Origin of the sequence: Psychroserpens sp. XS_ASV72, assembly GCF_041224425.1 — a bacterium.
In the GTDB taxonomy this organism is placed as follows: Bacteria; Bacteroidota; Bacteroidia; order Flavobacteriales; family Flavobacteriaceae; genus Psychroserpens.
Genome location: NZ_JBGFGL010000085.1, coordinates 288,848 through 313,490, shown reverse-complemented (window position 1 = coordinate 313,490; position 24,643 = coordinate 288,848). Strand labels below are relative to the sequence as shown.

General features: G+C 35.7%; 16 protein-coding genes. 2 read left to right on the top strand and 14 right to left on the bottom strand.

Annotated elements, in window-relative coordinates:
* Positions 1-95 precede the first annotated feature (95 nt).
* On the top strand, positions 96-908 hold the full coding sequence (locus AB9K26_RS14955) for a hypothetical protein (RefSeq protein ID WP_369973379.1): 813 nt from the start codon (positions 96-98) through the stop codon (positions 906-908).
* Here AB9K26_RS14955 and AB9K26_RS14950 read toward each other — a convergent pair.
* The 5 genes from AB9K26_RS14950 to msrB are packed head-to-tail and all read right to left on the bottom strand — an operon-like array spanning position 898 to position 7,795.
* Entirely contained in the window at positions 898-4,662 is a 3,765-nt protein-coding gene (locus AB9K26_RS14950) for a metallophosphoesterase (RefSeq protein ID WP_369973378.1), read from the bottom strand. The two genes, AB9K26_RS14955 and AB9K26_RS14950, sit on opposite strands and share 11 nt — an antisense overlap.
* 9 nt (positions 4,663-4,671) lie before the next feature.
* Complete coding sequence (locus AB9K26_RS14945; protein WP_369973377.1) at positions 4,672-5,178, bottom strand: hypothetical protein; 507 nt, start codon at positions 5,176-5,178, stop codon at positions 4,672-4,674.
* Positions 5,179-5,188: 10 nt separating this feature from the next.
* Positions 5,189-6,751, bottom strand: a complete 1,563-nt coding sequence (locus tag AB9K26_RS14940; protein WP_369973376.1) for a YdiU family protein — start codon at positions 6,749-6,751, stop codon at positions 5,189-5,191.
* 56 nt (positions 6,752-6,807) lie between these two features.
* Entirely contained in the window at positions 6,808-7,344 is a 537-nt protein-coding gene (msrA, locus tag AB9K26_RS14935; protein WP_369973375.1) for a peptide-methionine (S)-S-oxide reductase MsrA, read from the bottom strand.
* Positions 7,334-7,795, bottom strand: a complete 462-nt coding sequence (gene msrB, locus AB9K26_RS14930; RefSeq protein WP_369973374.1) for a peptide-methionine (R)-S-oxide reductase MsrB — start codon at positions 7,793-7,795, stop codon at positions 7,334-7,336. The genes msrA and msrB overlap by 11 nt, the downstream gene beginning before the upstream one ends.
* Positions 7,796-7,952: 157 nt before the next feature.
* On the opposite strand from msrB, the gene AB9K26_RS14925 reads away from it, so the two are divergent.
* The gene (locus AB9K26_RS14925; protein WP_369973373.1) at positions 7,953-9,263 is read left to right on the top strand and encodes a Pycsar system effector family protein; all 1,311 of its coding nucleotides are present in this window, start codon (positions 7,953-7,955) and stop codon (positions 9,261-9,263) included.
* On the opposite strand, the gene AB9K26_RS14920 is transcribed toward AB9K26_RS14925, so the two are convergent.
* From AB9K26_RS14920 to AB9K26_RS14880, 9 genes are all read right to left on the bottom strand, one after another.
* The gene (locus AB9K26_RS14920) at positions 9,230-11,623 is read right to left on the bottom strand and encodes a GAF domain-containing protein (protein WP_369973372.1); all 2,394 of its coding nucleotides are present in this window, start codon (positions 11,621-11,623) and stop codon (positions 9,230-9,232) included. The genes AB9K26_RS14925 and AB9K26_RS14920 overlap by 34 nt on opposite strands.
* 98 nt (positions 11,624-11,721) lie before the next feature.
* The gene (locus AB9K26_RS14915) at positions 11,722-12,183 is read right to left on the bottom strand and encodes a hypothetical protein (protein WP_369973371.1); all 462 of its coding nucleotides are present in this window, start codon (positions 12,181-12,183) and stop codon (positions 11,722-11,724) included.
* Positions 12,184-12,187: 4 nt separating this feature from the next.
* Positions 12,188-14,308, bottom strand: coding sequence for a glycoside hydrolase family 97 protein (locus AB9K26_RS14910; RefSeq protein ID WP_369973370.1), 2,121 nt, complete (start codon positions 14,306-14,308; stop codon positions 12,188-12,190).
* A 2-nt stretch (positions 14,309-14,310) separates the two neighbouring features.
* Complete coding sequence (locus AB9K26_RS14905) at positions 14,311-15,966, bottom strand: alpha-amylase family glycosyl hydrolase (RefSeq protein WP_369973369.1); 1,656 nt, start codon at positions 15,964-15,966, stop codon at positions 14,311-14,313.
* 1 nt (position 15,967) lies between these two features.
* A complete protein-coding gene (locus AB9K26_RS14900; RefSeq protein WP_369973368.1) occupies positions 15,968-17,389 on the bottom strand; it encodes an alpha-amylase family glycosyl hydrolase in 1,422 nt (473 codons plus the stop codon).
* A 2-nt stretch (positions 17,390-17,391) separates the two neighbouring features.
* Positions 17,392-19,272: an alpha-amylase family glycosyl hydrolase gene (locus AB9K26_RS14895; RefSeq protein WP_369973367.1), complete on the bottom strand. Its 1,881-nt coding sequence runs from the start codon at positions 19,270-19,272 to the stop codon at positions 17,392-17,394.
* 5 nt (positions 19,273-19,277) lie between these two features.
* Positions 19,278-21,710 carry a TIM-barrel domain-containing protein gene (locus tag AB9K26_RS14890; protein WP_369973366.1) on the bottom strand — a complete coding sequence of 811 codons (2,433 nt, stop codon included), beginning with the start codon at positions 21,708-21,710 and terminating at the stop codon, positions 19,278-19,280.
* 3 nt (positions 21,711-21,713) lie between these two features.
* On the bottom strand, positions 21,714-22,682 hold the full coding sequence (locus AB9K26_RS14885; RefSeq protein ID WP_369973365.1) for an alpha/beta hydrolase: 969 nt from the start codon (positions 22,680-22,682) through the stop codon (positions 21,714-21,716).
* Positions 22,683-22,684: 2 nt separating this feature from the next.
* Positions 22,685-24,640 (bottom strand): glycoside hydrolase family 13 protein, encoded by a 1,956-nt coding sequence (locus AB9K26_RS14880; RefSeq protein WP_369973364.1) that lies wholly within the window; start codon positions 24,638-24,640, stop codon positions 22,685-22,687.
* Positions 24,641-24,643: the final 3 nt, after the last annotated feature.

The window sequence follows — 24,643 nt, the reverse complement described above, 5'->3', positions numbered from 1 at the left end:
ATAAATGATACATTTATAAACCAAAAAAGAAATTTTATAATTAGTTTAAGATTTAAAATTTGAGAACACACATTAGCTTTTTTACATTGTGCATTATGAGTTTTAATTTGAAATATTTTATTGTTTGTTTGTTATTGATGTCTTGTAATACAGGACATTTAAAAGTAGTTGCCAGTTTACCACTAAACCTTAAGGAAACCTCAGCGGTTGAAATCGTCAATGGTTCAGACTTATTTTGGGTTATTCAAGATGCTGGAAACGACAACTACATTTATGGGCTTAACTCCAAAGGCGACATCGTCAAAAGAATAGAGCTTAAAGGTGTGCCAAATGAAGATTATGAGGATTTAACTTCAGATTCTGAAGGGAATATTTATGTTGGTGACTTTGGAAACAACAATGAAAAGGAAAAAACGTTTCACATTTACAAAGTTCGAAATCCCGTATCTGCAAACAATTCTGTCACGCCTGTAAGTATTAGTTTTACTTTACCTGATGATATTGACTACGAAGATTTTGAATCGTTCTTTATATATAATAATGCGTTTTACATCTTCAGTAAAAGCCCGAAAAAAACCAAACTCATCAAAGTACCAAATCAGGAAGGGAAACATGAAGCTCAATTGATTTCAACTTATAAGCTAGATGGAAAAGACACTAAGGTAACCTCAGCAGATATTAGTGATGACGGCAAAATTGTAGTGCTATTAAATCACGATAAACTTTGGAAACTCGATGATTTCAAAAACGATGATTTTTTTAGCGGCAAAGTTGAAGCAATCGATTTTGAACATGATACGCAAAAAGAAGGAATCACATTTTTAAACGATACAACTGTCATGATCACCGACGAACAAAATGGTTCGTCAGGTGGTAATATTTACACCTTTGACTTTTCTAAAAATTAAGTCCGAAACCGAAAGAAAATCGCAACCCTTCAGGACTATTGAAAAGATTGAATGTTCCTGAAAGGCTTTCAGCAGCAGTGACCCAAAATCCGCCACCATAATCATTGTGCCATTGTTCAGAAAAATCACCTTTCAACCACACTCTTCCTACATCGAATCCGGTAAAAATTCCGATCTGAAGCGGTAGAATACTTGTTTTGAAAGAATCGAATGCATAGCGTAAATCAGCACTTCCAACAAAGGAATTTCTACCAGTGAAGCGTTCCGTTCTATAGCCACGCAATCCGTTTCTACCTCCAATATTAGAAGCTTGATAAAACTGGATACTGTTTAAGTTTCCGATTCTAAATTGACTTCTCACATCGGTTTTCAACACTAATTTTCTGTTTTTTGAAATAGCGTTGTAAAACCCTAAGTTAGAATTAATATAAGCGTGTGTCTGATTGGTATCATCCAGATTTGATTTACCACCAACATTAAGCAAAAATGTCATGCCTCTCGTAGGTGTTAAAACATCATCGAAACTTTGATATTTATATTCTGCTTCTACACCTCCAAACAATTGTCTGTCATAAAACTCATCAGACTCCAAAGGGATGATATCTTGAATAAACCGGTTGGGTGTGTAATCTATTTCAATAGCTTCAAAAACAGCTCTAAACCCATAATCACTTCCAAAGTTTCCTTTCTTGAGAATGCCAACTTTTGCTGCATAAATACTTGTTTTAACCCTGTTGTAATCAAAATCTAATTCATCATCAAAGTTTTCGGTTTCGTTTCCATAGCCGAAGAAATTGTACGTGAAATTTTCAGACGTAAAGCGACCTCCAACATGAAGATTCCAATCTTGAGAGAAATTAGCGAACTCGCCGTTATACTCAAGAGAAAAACCACTAGTAGCAAAAAAGTAACCACCTCTAAATCGGTGTTGTTGGGAAAAGGGATTTCGTTGGAAGCCATTTTTGGTTTTTGAGTAGGAAATTCCAAGAGAAATACCATCATCTGGATTAAAACCAATCGCAGGCGTAATCAAACTATTAACAGTTATCTTCTTTTGAAAATCAAAAAGGTTCAATTTATAGACATCAGTAAAACGTAGTGAGGCTCCTTTATTTTCTTCTACAGTATTCGGTTTACTTTTATGGTCGTAGACTTTAATGCGTCGTCCTGACGTAATCTTATAGGTGTCGTTTTCCTGACCACCAATAAGTCTTATAAAAATCAAGTTATTGGCTTTCCCTGTGACTTCAAAAACATCCTTGTCATCCAATCCGTAAACCCATATTTCCTTCGTAACATCTCTATCAAAAATGCGATCAACAAGGACTTCTCCCTTCTCACCATCGATAATTCTTGAAATGATAATTTGTGTCTTTTTATCTCCAATACGTTTTATTTCAATATAGTCGTCCTTATCGGTTCCACATAGGATGACTAATTCATTTAGGATGTTATAATAACGTTCCGCTATATCCAAAAGATTGGAACGACGTCCCTTAAGTTTTTCCTTTATGTCTTCAAGCGTTTCATCTTGGACCTCTTTTGGTACTTTTGAAAAAGCTACATCAATAACTTCATCAGTCACATGCTCTTGTAAGAATTTTGCTTGTTTCAACCATGTGTCCTTTTCCGATTCTTGAATCAATATACGGTCAAGCTTAATTCCAGCAGCATTCATCCACTCGAGATTCTTCAACTCTTCATCATAAACCTGCAGTTGATTTGCAGATCCTGACAATTGTCGCATCAACCCTAAAAGAGCACCATCAAAATTTGAAAAAACTTGATCACGATCTCTAGGGATAGGTTTGTAATAATTGTCGCCATTTTCATGATCAAACTGAGCCCAACGCCACTGATCTTGATGACGATCCCAATCACCCACAAGCATGTCAAACAATCGTGCTCTTACAAAAGCATTTTCATCAATTTTATGCTTTTCATCCTCTCGTATTTTTTCAATAATATCATGGGTGCTTTCTAAGTCATCGGCATAGCCAAAATTACGTTCATCAGTATAGTTTTCTTCTGGACGTTCTTCAATCATGTAAAGCTCATTACCATAGTTCTCATTATATTTACCAAGGTGTTTGTGCTTAGGTATGTAGAATATTTTAGGATTTGTATGGTATACTTGAGCAGCATTTGACAAATCAGGAATGGCCATAAAAGCATAAGGGTGCGCTGCTGTATAAAAATCGTAAATCAAGCTTTCAATAGCTGTTTTCTCAAACTCTTCTTGAACATAATCTTCTTTAAACAGTACAGTTTGGAGGTATTGCGTAGCACTTTTGCGAAGTGCTCTCATATTGAGTTCACGACCATCTTTTGTTTTTAACCTAATTGATCGTGTTTGATGTCCACCACCTGGTCTCACGACCTCCAATCCACCATAAAGTGTATCTAAAGTTGCAACCTTAGCAGTGATTTTTCTAGAATAGACATCGCGATACCGTTCTCCCCAAATGGTTTCAAAGAAACCTGTTCTATCGGTTTCTTCTTCATCATAAACAGACACTTCGACTTCATTTGGAAAGCTATCTGGAAGTGATGAAAGATCATATTCTTCAATTTTCTTGAGGACTTGATGTGTAAAAAGCGGAATTGGTTGTCCGTTTTCTTCACCATAAAATTGCACCCAAGTACTACCATCTTTGTAGATTTTCAATTCAGCAAAACCTTGCTTTCCATAAGAAAACAACCCATTATTTTTTAAAGCCGCATAAGATTCCTTGGCACCAGAACCGGAAACAATTTGTTTGGTATTTTCATTTTCAATGTACTGCAAAGTGTGCTCATGACCTGAAACGAAAACAATGCGATCGGTATCATATGTTAAAGTCTCGATACGTTTCATTAGTTCATTATAACGTTCATTATAACGATCTTGAATCGACACACCTCCTTGGGTTCTAATTTGAGTAATTAATGAGGCAAGTATTGGAACAGGAATATCTTCTTGTGTTGGAAAAATATGCTTTGACCAACTGTATTGTCCGCCATGAATCCCATTGGTGTACATTGGGTGATGCATAGCAAGTACAATCGTTCTGTTTTGTGCCTTTTTTATTTCTCCTTCAAGCTCTTGAAAGAAGCGTTCTCTGGTTTTTATCTCACACTCATCATTAATCGTAGGGTTCCTATCCCAATTCTCTAGATACCATTGTGTATCTATGACAATTAGTTTAATGTTATCTCCAATATCGATATCCTCTAGCGGACAACCATTTTCGGGCTGAAATGTATTTTTGCCTAAAGCATCTTCTATATATTTTTCTTGTCGCTTGAGTCCTTTAAGACCATCTGTATACCAATCATGATTTCCTGGAATAAACAAGACTTCCCCTTCAAACCCTTTAACAGATTTTATTTGTCCATCTAGTGCATTTTCCGCTTCTTTTCTGTGTTTATTATCTTTATCGGGCAGTCCAGCTGGATAAATATTATCTCCTAAAAAAATGACATAATCATCTTTAGTGTTTTTATCTTTTATATGGTTATTGAAAGCGGTTAGTGCTTTTGACATGCTTCCTTCAGGAGATTTTCCAGCATCACCAACAAGATAAAATACTTGATCTATTTCTTTATCAGGTAAAGGCTGGACCTTAAGATCTTCATTTTTGTATTGTGCTTTATGTGTAGCACAAGCATTGAGCAACACAAAAAAGCAACTGATAATAGTAAGCTTAATGATGTGCTTACTAAGATGTATGTTAAATTGATTTGTTTCTATTGGTTGGGTTTTGATTTTCATTAACACGTTTTAATTTTTTAAATATTTTTTTGGAATAGGTTTGCCATCCACCTCTGTGGTCCAGATCAAATTACTGATCCACCATCGCTGGTCCGAATAGATAAGCTGATAACTGTTTAAACCCATAATTTCAGTACCATCAGGTTCAATATGCTTCACAACTTCCCACACTTGGGAAATCCCATTATATTGATCAACTTTTCTATGAACGGATATTTCTTTATAACCGTTATCATAATAGTCATCTTTCATGAATTCAATCATTTCCTCTAAATTGGCCGATTCAAAAGATTTTTCTGAGCCATCGTGAACAACCGTAAAGCGAACTGAAGGTAAAAATAACTTTCTGAAAGCTGCCCAATTTCTTAACTTATTTGGTTCGCCATTAACAATTTTAAGCATTTGATCTATCGTTCCATTAATAGTACGAGTGGCAGTTGTATCTACTGTCATTACTTCTTGTGAAATGATAAGAATTGGACAAAAAAGCAGTACTAATAATATAAGCTTTTTCATTTGATTCATATTATGAGCTACAAGATAACATTGAACATCCTACTTTATGACGAGCCCAATCTGGCCGTTTAGCATACCATTTTTCATGGTTTTTTTGTTCTGCATAAGGCTTTTTAAGAATTTGATAGAGTTCATCGATTAACTTATAATTTCCTTTATCTGCCTCATCAATGGCCATTTGAGCCATATAATTTCTGAGTACATATTTTGGATTTACAGCATTCATACCAAGCCTACGTTCTTTGTCTGAAATCGTTTCCTTCTCTAATCTGAAATCATAGCGTTCAAACCAATCTCTCCATTGTTGTGCTATGCTGTCTGAAATTTCTTGTGGACTGTAAAATGCGTCTTTAACAAAATCCAATCCCTTGGAAGCACTACCCTTTTTAAAATTACCTAGTTGCCGAAAAAATATAGTCATGTCTGTTTCAGATAACAGCAAGCAATCTTCAAGGCTTTTTATAAGTAATTCATCTTTTGCATCATACATATTAAGGCCTATCTTTGATTTCATCATTTCAAGTGATCTCCTTTCAAAATCAGATTTAAAAGTTTCGAGACTATTTTCAAAAGGCTCTGCAGACTCAACTAAGGGATATAAAGCATTGGCTAATTGATACAAATTCCAAAGCACCATATTAGGCTGATTTCCAAATCGGTATCTTTTATTCTGAAGGTCTGTAGTATTAGGCGTCCAACCAAAATCAAAGCCTTCAAGCCATCCATAAGGGCCATAGTCAATTGTTAGGCCGAGAATAGACATATTATCTGTGTTCATCACACCATGAACAAATCCAACACGTTGCCAGTGAATAATCATTTCTAGAGTTCGCTGCACAACCTCTTCAAAAAACTGCGTATAGGTTGTTTTTGATGGTTTCCCTAAATGGGAATAATGATGCCTTATCGTATAGTCGACCAAGATTTTTAAAGTCTTGAAGTCTTGCCGTGCGGCAAAAATCTCATAGCTACCAAAACGCAAAAATGATGGAGCAACCCTTGTCACAATAGCCCCTTTTTCATAGGCAGCATTACCATCATATAACATATCTCTCAAAACCTCATCTCCTGTGAGTGCCAATGATAATGCTCGAGAGGTTGGCACACCTAAATGGTACATGGCTTCACTACACAAATATTCTCTTATGGAAGAACGCAAAACTGCTAGTCCGTCCCCTTGTCTCGAGTAAGGTGTTTCACCTGCGCCTTTAAGTTGCAGTGTCCATTGTTGGGTTTTATTTTCTATATCAAAAAGGTTAATTGCTCGTCCGTCACCTAGTTGACCTGCCCAATGCCCAAACTGGTGCCCACCATAACACATGGCATACGGTTTTGTGTTTGGAAATACTTTGTTTCCAGTAAAAACATCAAGAAACAACTGGCTTTTGATATCTGCTTCAGAAAACCCTAAAGCCGAAGCCATTTTATCAGAAACATGTATTAATTTAGGATCTTTTGTAGGTTTGGGTTGCACATACGAAAAACAAGCTTCCTTTACCTGGCGCCTTGTATTTTGCGTATTAGAGTCGGCTGGAAGTTCCTCAATAAATGTATGCTTTAGGTTTATTTTCATATAAACGTTTATAAAACCTCAAAAAATGAAGTCTATAAGTTACGTAAATCTTCAGCTTATTTAAGCTTATCAGCATGAAGTTTTCTCAAGGTCATCAATTTTGGTGTTATTACGTAATTACAATAGCCTTGATTTGGATTGTTTCTATAAAAATCTTGATGTGACTGATCGGCTTCATAAAAAGCTTTGAAGGCAGTAAGCTCAGTCACTATTGGATGTTCATAATAGGGCTTAAGATTAATAATGACGTTTTCTGCAATCTCTTTTTGAGAATCATCATGATAAAATATTACTGAACGGTAATGAGTCCCTCGATCTGCTCCTTGCTGATTTAAAGACGTAGGATCATGAGTGGTCATAAAAATGACCAATATATCTTCATAGGAAATCACATTTGCATCAAATGAAACTTGTACTACTTCAGCATGACCTGTAAGTCCGGAACATACCTCACGATAGGTTGGATGTCCTGGAACTGTTCCACCTGAAAAACCTGAAATTACGGTTTCAACACCTTTAACTTGCTGAAATACCGCTTCCGTACACCAAAAACAACCACCACCAAGCGTCGCGACTTCTAGTTTAGTGTCCATCAACAACCTCCTTTACCAACTTCATAGATTCTGAATTGATGCAATACCGCAAACCACTTGGCTCTGGACCATCTGGAAAGACATGACCTAAGTGGGCATCACATGTATTGCACATCACTTCAACGCGAACCATTCCGAAGGAATTATCTTTTTTGTATTGTATCGCATTTACAGTAATAGGTTGTGTAAAACTTGGCCAACCAGTACCAGAACTGAATTTAATGGTCGAATCAAACAAAGGCGCGTCGCAACAGATACAGTTATATTGGCCTTCATCATACGTTTTACAAAGAGCTCCACTATGAGGAGCTTCGGTTCCTTTTCGTCTAGTAATTCGATATTGCTCAGGTGTTAATTGTGCTTTCCATTCTGTTTCCGTTTTTTCAACACGTCTATTTGGTGCTAGATTTCCATTGACCGAAAAATTGATGACATCTTTCCAAGTAAGCATAAATTGATTTATTGTTTAAAATTTTATGTTATTTAGTCTGAATTAAACTCAAAAACTAACTTTTCCCTCAAGCTTAACATAAATTTACGATAAAATCAAAAGGCTTATTTTACATTAACTAAAGTTTAGTATTTTTACTTAAAATCACCCAGTAAATATGGACAAACTCATTTCTAAAGCGGAGACGTATGTGTTCGACTTGTTTAAGAACAAATTAGATCCAAAATATCTATATCATAATTACAAGCATACCGAACGCGTATTAAAAAGTTTAAGAGAAATTATTGAAAACTCTGAAATTTCAAAAAACGATGCTAAGATACTTGAGTTAGCTGTATTATTTCACGATACAGGATATATTGAAGGTGCTGACCATCATGAAGAGAAAAGTGTGGTTATTGCTACAAAATTTTTGGAAGAAAACAGTGTTGATAAATCTACCATTGAAGCTGTTGGCAAGTGTATTATGGAGACCAAGTTCAAAGACCAGCCTTCTACCGAATTGGGTAGAATCATTCGAGATGCCGACGCCTCTCATTTTGGCAAGAAATACTTTGAGGAAGCTAGTGAATTTTTAAGAAAAGAGCTTGAGCTTCGGGATGAAAAAGTATTCTCTCCTTCAGAATGGCGTGATGAAAATATCAATGTACTTTCAAAAAAACATCAGTTTTATACCGATTATGCCTTGCGTGAATGGCAGCCTAGAAAGGACAAAAATCTCTCGAAGCTTCTAAAAGCAAAGAAAAAACAAAAAAAACGATTAAAGCGCGAGCGATTAAAAGCTCAATATAAAGCCCAATACAAGAATGAAAGTCCGGAAAGAGGTATTCAAACCTTTTATCGGGTGGCATTGAGAAACCATATTAAGCTAAGTGATATTGCAGATACAAAAGCAAATATCTTACTTTCTGTGAATGCCATTATTATTTCTTTAGTTTTGGCAAACCTCATTTCAAAGTTAGACACCAATCCTTATTTGGTGTATCCAACAGCTATTTTTACCTTGTCTTGTGTGATATCAATGATTCTTTCAATTATTGCCACAAGACCGAATGTGACCAGTGGAGAGTTTACCAAGGAGGATGTAAGGGATAAAAAAGTGAATTTAACCTTTTTTGGTAATTTCCATAAAATGAAATTGGAAGAATACCAATGGGCTATTGATGAACTTCTAAAAGACAAAAAATATGTTTATAGTTCTTTAACTAAGGACTTGTATTTTTTGGGTAAAGTATTAGAGCGCAAATACAGAATCCTAAGAATTACCTACACCATTTTTATGATTGGCATGGTTATCTCTGTGATTTCCTTCGGAATAGCCTTAAAAACCAATGGTGCAGAAATTGAGGATGTACTACCTGATGATCCCGTACCTACAACTTTAAATTCAAGGTCTGATTTTGAGGATTTAGCAAGTGATCCTATACTTGGAATTTATGATTCGAGTTCTTTTATTAAATCTTCGTAAGTATAGAAATTTTTATCGTTGCTTTTCTTGTGATACAATACACTTACACGAATAGCTTTCAGTCCTGTAACTGCTTGTAAGTCTTCCAATTCTAAGATTTCAACATCATCATGAAGTTGTTTTTTTGCTTGAAGGAAGCTAACATACCTAAGGTATTCTGTTTCATCATTTTTATTTGAATACACAATGGTGATTTTCCCTTTTTGGGTAATGCGCTCGTTAGTTCCCTTAATGAACGCTTTATCTACTCGTTTCTTGACTATTTCATATCTGGCATTGTACGTTCCATCAACGTCAAATTGTTTTTCATCCATTCTAAAGCTAATCGACAACGGTTGATTAAAAACCAAAATCATTGATGCCACGTCTAGTTTCATTGGAAATTGGGACTGCATCAAGTAGAATGCATTTTCCATATCGCACATCACCTGTAATTGCCAAAGTCTAAGATTATAAAGATAAACCGGATTAAAACTTTCTTCCTTAGTAATGGATTCTCCAATGTACATATTGTGCTCAACACCATCAGTCTTAAAACGCTCAAAATAGTGAGGATACATCGCTTGCGCTTCAATTTGTTTTTTATCTAAAAGCGAAGCCATTTCCTTATTGATCAATGCAATTGTCTCATCATATTGCTTTCTATGATCATATAATAATTCTGATTTTTGATCAATCATATCAACATACGATTGCACTTGATCGGTGAGCTTGTTGGTCTTAGTCAAGTGATCAAGTAACGGATCAATCTCTTCTTTAATAAAAGAGGATATCACCTGCTCACTATCTACTTGGAAATTGGATTCCAAGTCTTTAATATAAGTATTTATTTGATAAAGATATTGTTCATAAACGGGCAAGTTTTCTATTTTCAAAGCCTCCTCAACAATAGATTTTATACTATTAAGCTGAATATTCAAATCTTTTTGAGTCGCTAAATTTCTAGCTTGGGAAGATTTTTTGATATCGATTTGTCCATACAACGGATACACATCTTCAAAAGCTATCTTGTTAAAGTTTGGCTCTTTACCATTAAGTTGATCTTTTATGAACTTTCTTGCTTCCTTTTCAAAGCGCCAATGAACGCTTGGATGTATAGAGGTACATTCCTGTTGTATGATCGCTTCAATACGATTTGCCTCATCATTTTTAGAGCGTTCCACCGCAGAGATTATAAATGGCATTACATCATTGAGCTTATTGGCAACAATACTATTTAATGCTTTTGGAATCTCAGAAACCAATTCTAGAACACCCATCAAACCATCTTCGTTGGCTATAGGTGCTAAAATGGCACTTTTAATATTTTGATCCTTGAATTTTTTTATTTGGGGCATCTCTCCTTTAGACTGCTCATAAAATTTGTCTACATCAGAAATAGAGTAAAACGTTTTTTCTTTCAATAGTCTTTTATAGGATGCTTTACAAAGTGCTGTACAGCAGTTTTCCGATTCCTCATGATCAAGAAGAAAGCTATTCATATCAACACCATAAACACGTTCAAAACGATCTTCACGAGCATTGTAAATTGAGAACCCTACCTTAACATCGTTTAAGCCTAATAATGAAGTGAAAATATCTTGAAAATCACTCATAAACCCTTTACTCTGCCTTTTATCTTCAGCAATTAAGGCCGCTTTAATGTTGGAAATCGCTTGGTCATCAGTGACATTAAAAATATTGGAAATCACAAAGCCTTTGAAGATGTAACTATTTCTTGGAAATTTTTCCTTCCACAACTCAATATTATCAAAATTATCCAGTAATAAATCTACATCGTCTTGGGTGATCTTAGGAGCATTTTCGGTTGGAATAATTTCAGTAAAATCAGCATTATACAAAATCTTATAGTATTGCATAATACCATTTTTATCAGGTATTTCGTAATAAAATGGTCGTCTGAAATTTAAGCTGAAGCCATAGCAGAATTTGAGAATAATAGTACAAGCTATAATATACCTATGTTCATCAGGCATGTTTTTGATTGTCAATTCAAAATCTTTACCAGCTTCGTTAATGATATTTTTGAAACGTTCTGAAGAGTTGAAAATAAGATTGTGAAACGGAACCGAAGCCGTTTTAATTTCATTATTAGTTAAGACAGGACTAAAGGAATCTTGGAGGATGATCTCAATTTCCTTCTCGCGTTCTTTCAATGTAGAGACGTTACTGAATCCTTCTCTTAAAACCGGGTAGGCCTCAGCTGTTTTAAGAATTCGTTTTGCTTTGGCAGCCAAAAACTCATTATCACTTTTAATAAGTTTTTCATAATGGTCCAGAAGCTTACTAAAGCTAACCAATAGCTTCAGTGGTGACTCTAAGTTGTCATTTAAGTCATTCATGCTTTCTCCTATGAACATATAAATTTACGAATTAAAAGTTAAGTCGGTAATACTTAGACTTACTTACGTAAAAAATGTTACAAAGGTTGAATAGGAATGAGTAAAATTGAAGACAACTAAAACCCTAAAATACCATAGGTCCAATTAGAGCCATCACTTATAAAAATAAGGGTTTTTGTTCGGTTTCCTCCACCAATGGCAGTATCCATATCAACGGGTCCAGCATAACCTGTGCTACTATCTCCAGCAAAAAATAAAACACCAGCGGCAAGTGCTGTGGGATCAATTGTTACATCGGCATTAATGGTATCTTGGACATTTCTAATAATATACACTCTACCAGGATAAGATCTCGGGTCAGGTAGTTGAAACTCTTGATCATTTGCAGTTGGAATCAACGAAATATATACACCATCATCAATAAGTGTTGGCGCTGCAGCACCAGTAAGTGCAACATGTTTAACCGATAAGTTTCCATTCAAGTCCAACGTACTCAAAGGTGTATTTGTGCCAATACCTACTTGAGCGTATAGCATTGTTGTACACATAAAAGCAACAACATAAAAAAACTGTTTCATAATCCTACATTTTAATTAAACTTATCGCAGCACCTCCTCCTTCGGCAAGTTCAAGTGTTAGTTTGGAGCTTTTATTAATTGTCATCTTTTCGATTTTAATATCCAACGGGTTTTTATCCCAATGAGCTTCATCACCATCTTTATAGATTGTAGCCTCATATTCTTGATTATCATCTAAAAAGTCAAAATCTATGGTAATGTTTCTCGCATTCTCATCGGTAATTGTTCCTAAAAACCAATTATCTGTTTGACGCTCTTTTCGTGCAATAGTCACATAATCACCAACTTCCCCATTTAGAACTTTAGTAGTTTGCCAATCTACACCTACTTCTTTTATGAATTGAAGTGGCTCTGGATTAGCCTCGTAATGTTCTACTAAATCTGCTGCCATTTGAATCGGACTATAAATTACGACGTAAAGTGCCAGTTGTTGTGCCAATGTCGTATTGACCTGATTATTCTTTTTGTACTCGTCAAATTTTATATTAAAAATTCCTGGTGTAAAGTCAATTGGTCCAGCCAGCATTCTTGTAAAAGCTACAATAGGAAGATGTTCAGGAGGATTTCCTCCATCACTTGCCCATGCATTAAATTCTTGTCCACGTAATCCCTCTCTTGAAATTGTATTTGGATAAGTTCGTCTTAATCCCGTAGCCTTGATTGGTTCATGAGCGTTTATGGCTACTTCATACGTTGCTGCCTTTTCAACAGTGCTATTGTAGTGGTTCACCATATACTGACCATGATGGAATTCGCCTTTAGGTAAGATTTTCCCAACATATCCTGTTTTGACTGAATGGATACCTAAACTCTTCATAAGAGCAAAGGCGGTATCTTGTTGCTTCGTATAGGTTTCAGTTGCTGCAGAAGTTTCATGATGCATAATAATTTGCACCCCTTTTTCCTTTCCATAGCGAACGACCTCATTTAAATCATAATCTGGATAAGGTGTCACAAAATCAAAAACACCTTCACGATCTTCAAAACCGATCCAATGTTCCCAACCTATATTCCAGCCTTCGACCAGTACACCTCCAATACTATTTTTTGAAGAAAAATCAATAAATCGTTTCACATTTTCAGTAGTGGCACCATGTTTACCATGTGCTCCTCCAGTATCGGTCCATGTATTCATGTTTTGTGTCATCCCATAATCCCATGAGGATTTTCCTAAATGCATTTCCCACCAAACACCTGTGTATTTCATAGGTGTAAACCATGATACGTCTCCCAATTTGTTTGGCTCATTAAGATTCACAATCAAATTAGATTCAATTAAATCAGGCGCATTATCCGTAATTTGAATGGTTCTCCAAGGCGTATGAAACGGCACTGTATTTTTGACTTTATAATCTGTATTTCTAGATCCAACCAAATTACTTTTTAAGTCTAGATTATCGGTATCAACCATTAAAGTCATTCCTGAATAATCTACCAAAGCTGCTTCATGAAAACTTAAGTGCAAACCATTACTGCCGACCATAGTCACAGGCGTATTGACAGCATTTTCAGGAATATCGGTTTGTGCTAAGTCTTTATGGTTTTCATATTTTTTAGCATCAATTTTAGATAGTTTCGTGGTGTTATAAAGGTGTTCATATATATCCCAATCGCCAGGAATCCAAAAAGTTTTGTAATCTTCATTAAGATTGAATTCTGTATGTTCATCATTGATAAAAACTTCTCCTTTAAAGTGGTCTTGTTCAGGGAATTCATATCTGAAACCTATTCCATCGTCATACACTTTAAAAACGAGATTCATTAAACGTGGAGAGTCTTTATTTTCCTCAAGTTCTATCTTTAGTTCATTATAATTATTGACAACATCCAGCTGTTCTCCCCAAGGCATTTGCCACGTTTCATTAAAACTTCTTGTAGAGGTGTTTTTTATGTTGAAGTTTTCACTAAAATCCTCAACATCCTTGAAATCAAATCCTAAATAGGAGGTATCAACTACTACTTTATTTTTGAAATTAACCGTATAAAATGGTTTCCCGCTTCTACTCACATTGAAGTTTATAACAACTTCAGAGTTTGGTGACGTCACCTGAAGAATTTGAGCTTCTTCTTTTGAGCAAGAACAGATTGCTATACTTAAGAGCAGTAATATGTATTTAAATTTCATACTTATCTTTTTTCTAATAATAACATATTAAACTCAGTATCAAATGACACCTTGCCATTCTCTACAACTGCTGATTTTCCAGAATAGGCATCATGCAATAGTGTTTCGTTTTTAAATACTTTTGACACATCAAGGGTTTTAGTTCCCTTGTTTACATCTAAACCAATAACGACTTGGTCTACAAAATCTCCTTTACTATAGGTTCTAGAAAAATAATATGGTTTTGCTGATAACAATGTGTGCACACCTGCACCTATCGCAGGATGCTGTTCTCTAAAGTTACCCAATTTTTGCCAATGCTCTAAAACAGACTTCGTCTTAGCATCATTTTTGATGGCGCTCCAATTCATAAACGAACGTAAGGTAGCATCTCCATTTGTGCCTTCAACAACCAAAGACCGAGCCGATTCATCCCCATAATACACTTGAGATGTTCCAGGAGACAATAGGAGTTTATTAGCGGATTCATAAGGTTTGACTCGTTTGGCGTCAAAAGGACTTCCATCATCATGGGAACTCAAATAGTTTAGCACTCCAAAATCTTTCAATTCATTGTTTAAAATTCCAGAATACCTACTAAATAAGTTTTGATAATTGTTGTCTTTCGCATTCCATTTAAATTCGAAGTTGATTTGTGCCGTAAACATGTTATCATAATAATTCACTTTTTTATCACCATAATCAAACATTTTTCCACCACTTATCCCGTAATTATAAACTTCACCAACAAGATAAAAATCGTTGTCGTCTAAAATTTTATCAGCATTGTCTTTTTTGTAAGATTCAAAAGCATAATTACATTCTTTCTTAAACTCCTCCCAAACGTAAGGTTCAGTATGTTTTACAGTATCACATCTGTAACCGTCAACTCCAAATTCAGTAATATAGTCGGTTAGCCATTTCATGATGTAAAAACGCGGTGCTCTTGGATGACCCGTACGTTCAAAAAATGCATCCAATTCTGCAACTTCTTGCTCATATCTACCTTCTGCTTTCCATTTTTCAACCAATTGTGGTGGCAAATCTACATCCTCATTGCTTTCAGTTCTAATATCTGGTAAATTAGCAACCAATGTACAACTTACTGTATTTTCATAATTGTCATAGCTACACTGTTTATCGGTTCGAACCCATTCTTCAGGCCACACAGGATCTTTATCGGTTACAGGTCCAGTATGATTAATAACTGCGTCCAAAAGAATACGAATACCTCTTTTATGAGCCTCTTGTACAAGTTCATGTAAATCCTCTTTTGTTCCATAGTTGGGATCAATACGTGTCCAATCTTTTGTCCAATAGCCATGAAATCCATAGGTAACACCTGTACCTTCATCTGTTCCACCATGAATTTGTTCTACAACTGGTGTCATCCAAATGGCATTGATTCCTAAATCGGTAAAATAACCTTCTTTGACCTTTTGAGTAACTCCTTTTAAATCACCACCTTCAAAGCCACGTAATTTTCCTGTTTCCTTAGTTCTATCAAAATTGACATCATTAGATGTATCTCCATTATTGAAACGGTCGGTCAACAGAAAATAAACGTTAGCACCTTCCCAAACAAAAGGAGTATCTTGTTTTGTATTTTGAGTATTGTCCTTTGATTTACAATTCAACATCATAGTTGCCAGTAAAATCACAAATAGGTGTCGATACATATTATTGCTGTATTAAAATTTTGTATTCCCAAGGCTCAATTTTGAAAGCATCTCCGTTGAGCTCTATTTTTTCTTCCGACATAAAATCTTTAAAGGTACCTTCAGGCATTGAAATATTATCGGCATCATCTGAAAAATTTCCAACGAAATAAACGGTATTTCCATTTTTACTTCGACTAAACATTAAAATGTGCTCTTTAGATTCTATGAGTTTAAATGATGCTGCATTTTTTCCACCATTTAAAGCATCATTTGTATTTTTAAGCTCGCCCAATCTCCTTAATAAATCAAAATAATTGCCTTTTGATTTTGGAATGGAGTCCTTTTCGAAAAACTTCAGCCTGTGGTCTAGATCATATTCTTGTCCGCTATAAATAAGAGGCATTCCAGGCATGGTATAATACAATGCTGTAAAGAGGTCTTTTTTATCAGACATTCGTTCCTTAATGGTTCCATTCCAGGAGTTTTCATCATGGTTGGTTATAAAGTTCATTAGGATGTCATCACTGGCATAATCTTTAGACACTTTTTGAATGTAGGTATCAAAATCCTTTATGTTCTTTTCGCCTTTTGCCATATCGTTCATTAGGTGGTGACCTTCCCAACCATAAGCCATATCGAATAAATTTTCTTTGAGAAGTTCTGGCTCCCATGCTTCTGCTAACATGAAGATATCTTTCTTATTTCTTAACGTTGGAATCGCCTTCTCCCAAAAATTCATAGGTACCGAACCTGCAACATCGCATCTAAAACCATCAACATCTTCTTGAGTAATCCAATACAGCATATCGTCAATCATTTCTTTCCTCATATGTTGATTGTCATAATTAAGATCGGCAACATCTGTCCAATCTGTTCCTTCAGGATGAATAATTTCACCAGCTTCATTTTGGGTGTAATACTCTGGATGGTTTTTAATCCATTCATGATCCCAACCTGTATGATTTGGCACCCAATCTAGAATAACATAGATACCATTATCATGAGCTGTTCGTACCAAAGCCCTAAAGTCTTCAATGGTTCCAAACTCTGGATTTATCTTTGTGAAATCGGACACGGCATAATAACTTCCTAAATATTTTGCTTGTTCTTCTTCGGGGAAATCAGAAGCAAACTTACTATCTGTTCCACCTGTTGCTTTTCGTTTTGTTTCTGAAATAGGAAAAACAGGCATCAACCAAATTATTTTAACACCCAATGTTTTTAATTGAGGTATGTCTTTAGTGAATTCCTGAAAAGTTCCTTCTGGTGAATATTGACGAATATTAGCTTCATAAATGATAGCGTTTTCCATATCACTAGTTGAAATAGGTGAAAAGACCATGGCTTCTTCAGGAATCTCTTTAATTTCATCTTTATTTTTATTGTCTTTACAACTAAAAAATGCCGTTATGATAAAAATGGTGAGGATACTTTTTTTCATGATTACTTTATTTTAAGTATGAATGATTCTAATGGTTTTATATCGATACGCATTTGAGCTTTTCCATCCGCAACTTTTAGTTTTGAGGAATAATTATGATACAATTGGTCTTCAACATCATAACTGCCATCTTTCAATTGTAGCTTAGAAACCACCTCTTCTGGCAACTGTAGTTCAAATCCGAAAGTGCCTTCAGTATCAAAATTTGAAACTATAATCAATTGCTCTTCTTCCGACCAACGCACAAAAGACAACACTTTGTCATTGTACCATTCTGTGTGTTGTTGATTAAAAAGGTGAATATCTTGGTACTCACCCATTAAAGCAGAACTGTTAATAGTAAAGTTCAACAAACGTTTGTAGAAATCGCGAAGTTCCAATTCTGCTTTAGTTGATTGTCCGCCATCAAACTTTTTGTCATTGACCCAGCGAACTAGACTCGGTACCGAACCATAATCAAAAATAGAGGTGCGTGTTGGATCACCATAGCCTAGATCTTCAGCTCCTGGCTCACCAAATTCCTGTCCGAAATATACCATCGTCGGACTCGTAGTAGCTGTTGCAGAAACCACCATGGCTGGTTTACCTTTAAGAGCATCACCAGCAAAATCTGGACTGGCAATACGTTGTTCGTCATGATTTTCCAAAAAGTGGAGCATGTGATGTTCAATATCTGAAAGCTCTTCAAAAATTGGAGGTAGATTATCGGTCTTTCCGTGACCTTGCATCACATGTTTTAGGGTATCATAGAGTTGTACTTTGTCATAGAGGTAATCCATTTTACCTTTCTTGATGTAATCGCGATATAAACTGGGATTGTAAACCTCAGCCAAGAGAAAAGCCTCAGGATTTTTCATTTTGATATGGGAATTCATATAACTCCAAAACTCGACAGGAACCATTTCAGCCATATCATAACGGAATCCATCCACACCCTTTTCAAGCCAATACAAAGCAATATCCTTAAACTTTATCCATGAGCTCGGAACGGTTTTATCTTTCCAAAACTCATAGTGGGAAGTGCAGGATTCATTTTCATATGTATCAGGTAATTTAGCAAAATCCTTTTTTCCGTCAGGAGAAATCCCATAATTGACTTTAACCGTTTCGTACCAATCGTTCATATCAGGCTGTGAAGCACGAGAACCGTTGCCTGTCCATTTCGCTGGATTTTCATCAAATTCACCATCAGCCATAGGATGGTTTTCTCCTCCTAAAGGCTGGTAACCATGTCGCCATTCTGGCACCTTAAATGCTTCTCCTGGATTGTAATAAAAGTTATTGTTGACAGCATAAGTAAGCGACGTGTCATCTTCAGCACCAAAATCGGTAGTTCCTTCAGGATTGGTTAAACTCTTGTAATTTCGGGCGACATGATTAGGCACAATATCGATTATGACTTTTAAACCTGCACTATGCGAACGTTCGATTAAAGCTTCAAATTCCTCCAATCGTTTATCGACATTCACTGCTAAATCTGGATTGACATTATAATAATCCTTGACCGCATAAGGTGAACCTGCTCGTCCTTTGACCACATCGGGATCATCATTTGAGATTCCATATTGCGTATAATCTGTAATGACATCGTGATGTGGAACACCAGTATACCAAATATGAGTCACACCTAAATTTTTGATTTCAGATAAGGCCTTATCGGTAAAATCATTAAACTTTCCTATACCATTTTCTTCAATAGTTCCCCAAGGTTTATTGGTTGTATTGGTGTTACCAAACAAACGTGTAAAGACTTGATATACTACTGCTTTTTTCTTCATTTCTGCATTTCGTTTAATAGGTTCTTGAACGTTTTGCACTTCATCTTTACATCCAAAGAAACAGATGAACATAAGTATTGATATGGCAATTCTAAGCTGTTTCATTTAGACTATTTATTGAGTTTTATTTTGATCTCTTTCTCTTCTGAAGTATCCCAAATAAAGTTCAAGCTCAAAGTTTTTTTGTTAGAATCGTAAGTTCCATTGATTTTGTCTTTTCCAACTTTGATTCGTTTAGGTTGGCTCTCAATGTTGTGTATGACCAGATCAACAGATTTAGATGATTTTGAATAGTCATATCCTATTTCTGCTTCCAGTTCAATTTCTAGATGACGTTTTTCAAGTTCGGCTTCAAACTCTAAGATTTCAAAACGACCTTTCTCATGAGCCTCAACCGTTAGGCCATCATCATTGTAAAATTTGCGTGAACTTTCAAGAACAGTGTCATCAAAATAATAATGAATCTCGAGGATATCTCCATCATAATCTTTCGTACTTTGCATTGGTTTTGCCATCGGAATAAAAGCACCAGCTCTTACATAGGTAGGAATAGAATTCTCATGAAGTTGAACGGTTTTAGTTTGTCCACCATCAACAGTTTCATCCGTATAAAAATCAAACCATTTCTGTCCTTTAGGAAAATACATCTTTTGGTTTGTTTTACCAGCTTCCAAAACAGGCGAGACCAAAATATCCTTTCCCCATAAATATGTTGTGGAATAACCTACTAAACTCTTGTTATCTGCTTCTTCGAAAAACAATGGTCGCATCAAAGGCATTCCTAACTGATTGTTCAGGAACATAAGATTGTAATTATATGGCAATAATCGATAACGTAACTCTATAGCTTGCTTCGCCAACATTTTGGCATAGTCACTTCTAAAAACAGGCTCACTCGCAACATCTTCTTGTGCATGCGGACGATAAATAGGTTGAAACACTCCATATTGAAGCCATCTAACATACAGTTCATCATCGAGATTTGCTCCAGCAAAACCTCCTAGGTCGCTATGCATATAAGACAAGCCTTGCATGCCCATTTGAAGGGCAATTTCTGGTTGCGACTGCAATCCGCCCCAAGTTCGATTGACATCACCAGACCAAGGCACCATTCCGTAACGTTGAGAACCTGAATAACCTGCACGCATCAAAATAAATGGTCGTTGGTTTGGCTTCGAATCCAAACTTGCTTCCTTAACTAATTTTGCCCAATCATGCCCATAGATGTTATGTACTTCAGGTGCAGATCCCGTTGCATGTTGTACCCAATTAGGATGTACTTCTGGTTCACCTAAATCACCCCAAAATCCTGTAACACCTAGTTGTGATAAATCTTTATAGATATTTTTAAACCAAGAATTTCCCTTATCACTATAAATATCTATGATTCCTGTATTACCGAAATAAAAATCATATCTCGCAGGATTTCCGATGGTGTCCTTAGCTAGGATATCTGCTTCAACGGCTTCATTCCATCTATTGGAAGTTGATAAAATAAATGGCTCTGTAATTAAAATGGTTTCCACATTCTGAGTGCGTAAATCCTTTACCATTTGTTTCGGATTAGGGAAAGAATCTTTTAAAAATTCCAAATTACCCATTGTCCCTTTTATATCGTTTCCGAACCAATACAAATCTAAGATAATTGCATCAACAGGAATTTCTTCTTCCTTAAATTTTTCAATGGTCTCAAGGGTTTCTTTTTGTGAATGATATCCAAATCGACTAGAGAAGTTCCCAAGTGCCCAACGAGGTAGCATAGGTTGTTTCCCCGTTAAATCTGTATAACTATCAACAATATCGTACCAAGATTCAGCAGCAATGATTTGGTAAGTAGATCTACCTGAAATCGTCTCATAAGTTAAGGTATTATCTTTTTTACTATCCAAATCTAAGTATCCAATTGGTGCATTATCAAAATGGATCAGATATTTATTAGAAGAAAGTACAATGGGTAGAGTGTAATTCATTAACTCACTATGTGTTTCATAGCCATAATGTGCTCTATTGAACAACGGTAAGCGATAGCCTCTACGATTCATTCCTAAAGCTCGAGCACCACCTCCATATAAAACTTCATTTTTTGTAAGATTGAACTCCATTTTCATGGTACTATCGGCTACAATGTTTCCTCTAACCATATCCATAGGTTGGTGCGCACTCTTGAAGTAGCCTCTTTTTTCTGATATCAATGGTTTTCCTCGATAGGAATAGCTAATCTGAAAAGGTTCTGTTTTAATTTGAACCGAAATCCCAGAAGAACCATAAGTAATAACATCTGCTTTATAAGAATAATCGGTTTTTACATTTTTTGGCTGAAGTACTACAGCATGAGATTGTTGTTGATCAGTTTCCCCATTAGGTATGAAAGAAGTTTCTAGAATTTCTGGTGAATAGAATTCAAATACGTATTTTCCATCATTTGTAATGACCTGAAATAGTCCGTTTTCCTCAATATGTGATTGATAAATACGCTTGGTGTTTTGTGCCACTATATTTTGAAGCAGCAAAAACCCAATTACTATGAATCCTATTTTTTTCATTGATTATTTATCTAGTAAGAATACAAGAGGTTTATTCAATCTTTGATTCCATGAGTTTTCAGAATGGTCTTTACCTTCAAAAAACAAGTTCACAGCATCGGCTTTTGTATACCCTTTTGCTTCAAGAATAGCATCGACTCTTGGTGCATATTGTGGATAATATTGATCTAAGGTTTGATTCCCATAATCGAAATACAGTTTGTGCTGACCAGCTTTAGGTAAATGATCTTCCATATATTTAAAAATAGCTTCTGGAAGTGGATTTATATCTCCAGGCTTAGCACCAACCCAGTGTGTTGAAATACAAGCAGCTCCACCAAAAACGTCTGGATATTCAGAAACAGCATACATCGACATCAGTCCGCCCATACTAGAACCCATTACAAATGTGTTAGATTTATCGGTAGACACAGAAAAGGTTTTATCTATTAGTGGTTTCAATTCCTTAACCAGGAAATTCAAATAGTTGTTTCCCTGTAATTCGTAATCGGACTTTCCGTTGTAATCTGCTAAACTTTCCTGTTCCTCTTTAGATAAATAATTAATTGCATTTTCTGGAAATAGATCAAACCATCTTATGTCAGAAATGTTATGAATCCCAACTACAATAAAATCCTTTACAAGATCTTCACCTACTAACTTAGTAGCCCATTCATCGACTTCCCACTCTTGCTTATTCCATGTTTGTGATGCATCAAACAACATTTGACCGTCATGCATATAAACGACTGCATAGTTATAATCTTCAGAATAATTTTTAGGCAACCAGACATCCACAGGTCTTGATTTTATAAATTTAGAAGGATAACTTTCGAGGCGATATAATGATCCGCCATATAATTGAATATCCTTAACCTCTTTAAACCCAGCAAGTGATTTTAAATCCTGTTTTGGTTCTTCAACACTCTTTTTTGCCTCTTCCTTACATGAAAAAAAAGTGCAAATCAGCAATACATAAATCCATTTGTTCATAGCTATAGTTTTGTAGTGAATAGGTAGCTTCCCTTTCCGTCAAGTTCCATTTGGTCAGTCCATGTCATGGTATCTTCTGAAAATACATTTTTAATTGTTTTTCCTTCCAACCCGAGTTCATTGAAGCGTTTTAAATCTAATATATATGGTGTGTCATTTTTATTTAATATATGAATAACGGTTTCTTCATCGTTCGCTCTAGCCAATAGATAGACACTATTTTGGGGTGCGAAATGAATGGTTTTACCGTTGTGAATCGCTTTACTTTTCTTTCTGAAGTTTATAAGTGACTTTACAAAATTCTGCATCTCCTTTTTTTCTTGAGCTAAATTGTCTCCAGAAAAAGCATTCACTTTATCTCCTTCCCAACCACCCGGAAAATCGGTTCTAATCAAACCATGGTCACCTCGCTTTTCAAAATCGTCCATAAGAATTTCCGTTCCGTAATACATTTGAAAAATTCTTGGCAAAACGGCATAATAACTCAATGCCATTTTTGTATTGGTAATGTCACCATCCATTTGTGTAAAAATGCGACTCATATCATGATTATCAGGAAACACCATAATATCTTCAGGGCGCGTATAATTGAAATCATTTGCCAAACCGACATAAAGTTCTTTCAATCCAGTTCCCCATGTTTCTTGGTTTTTGATTCCAGAAACCACTATCTCCTGCATGGCGAAGTCCATTGTAGATCTCAAATTGGAATCATAGCCATCAGCATTGTTATGACCATCTTGCCAATAAGCAATGAGTAACGGATTGCTAGACCACTCTTCTCCTACAATATTGAAATTTGGGTATTCGGTCATAATGGCTCCAGCCCAATCACTCATAAATTCCTTATCTGGATATGGATACGTATCTTGTCGAATACCTCCAAGCTGTAAGGTTTCAATCCACCAAATACTATTCTGAATGATGTAATGTGCCATAAACGGATTGCGTTGATTAAGGTCTGGCATCCCTTGAACAAACCAACCATCGTTCATTTCCTTTTGATCCAATTCAGAAGCATACATATCTTGATTCGCTGTTCTTCTGTGTGATGAGCGAATGACGACTTCGTTGTTCCAGTTGTCTTTATTAGCTTCATAATGGGCTTGATAATTCACCCAATCTTCAAACGGTAAATCCTTCATCCACCAATGCTCCAAACCACAGTGATTAGCAACTTGATCCATGATGAGTTTCATGCCTCTTTCATTAATATTTGAAGCTAGGTTTTTATAATCTTCCAAAGTTCCAAACCGAGGATCTACTTGATAGTAATCGGTTATAGCATAGCCATGATAAGACCCTTGATACATATCGTTGGTCAATACTGGACAAGGCCAAACAGAAGTAAAACCTAGGTTTTCGATATAATCCAAATGATTGATAATTCCTTGTAAATCGCCACCATGTCGTTTATAACCATGGGTTCTATCGATACCTTGTTCATTTAAACCTGCAACAGAATCATTTGAAGGATTGGCATTTGCAAAACGATCTGGTGTAATAAGGTAAATCGCATCCGAACTATTAAACCCAATATATTCTTCAGCTGGCTTTTGGCGTTCTTTCAATTCGTATACATCAATTAACTTGTCACCATTTTCATTTTCGAAAACAATATTGAATTTTCCAGCAGATGCATTTTCTGAAATGACCAAATCAATAAACACATAGTTTTGACTTTGTGTAGCTTTACTAACATTTTCAATAGACACACCTCTGTAATCAATTGAAGGCTTAAACGCAGCTATATTTGGATGATGCACCAACAATTGAAGGTTATCATTCTTAAAACCCGTCCACCAATTTGGTGGTTCTATACGATCGATGTCTGTTTGATCAATCAGTTCATTTGAACTATAATTTTCTGATGGCTTGTCTTGATTGGCTTGCTTGCAGGTAAACACAAGGCATAACAGCACCATAATTCCGAAACTATTGAATTTGGTATTACTCATGCT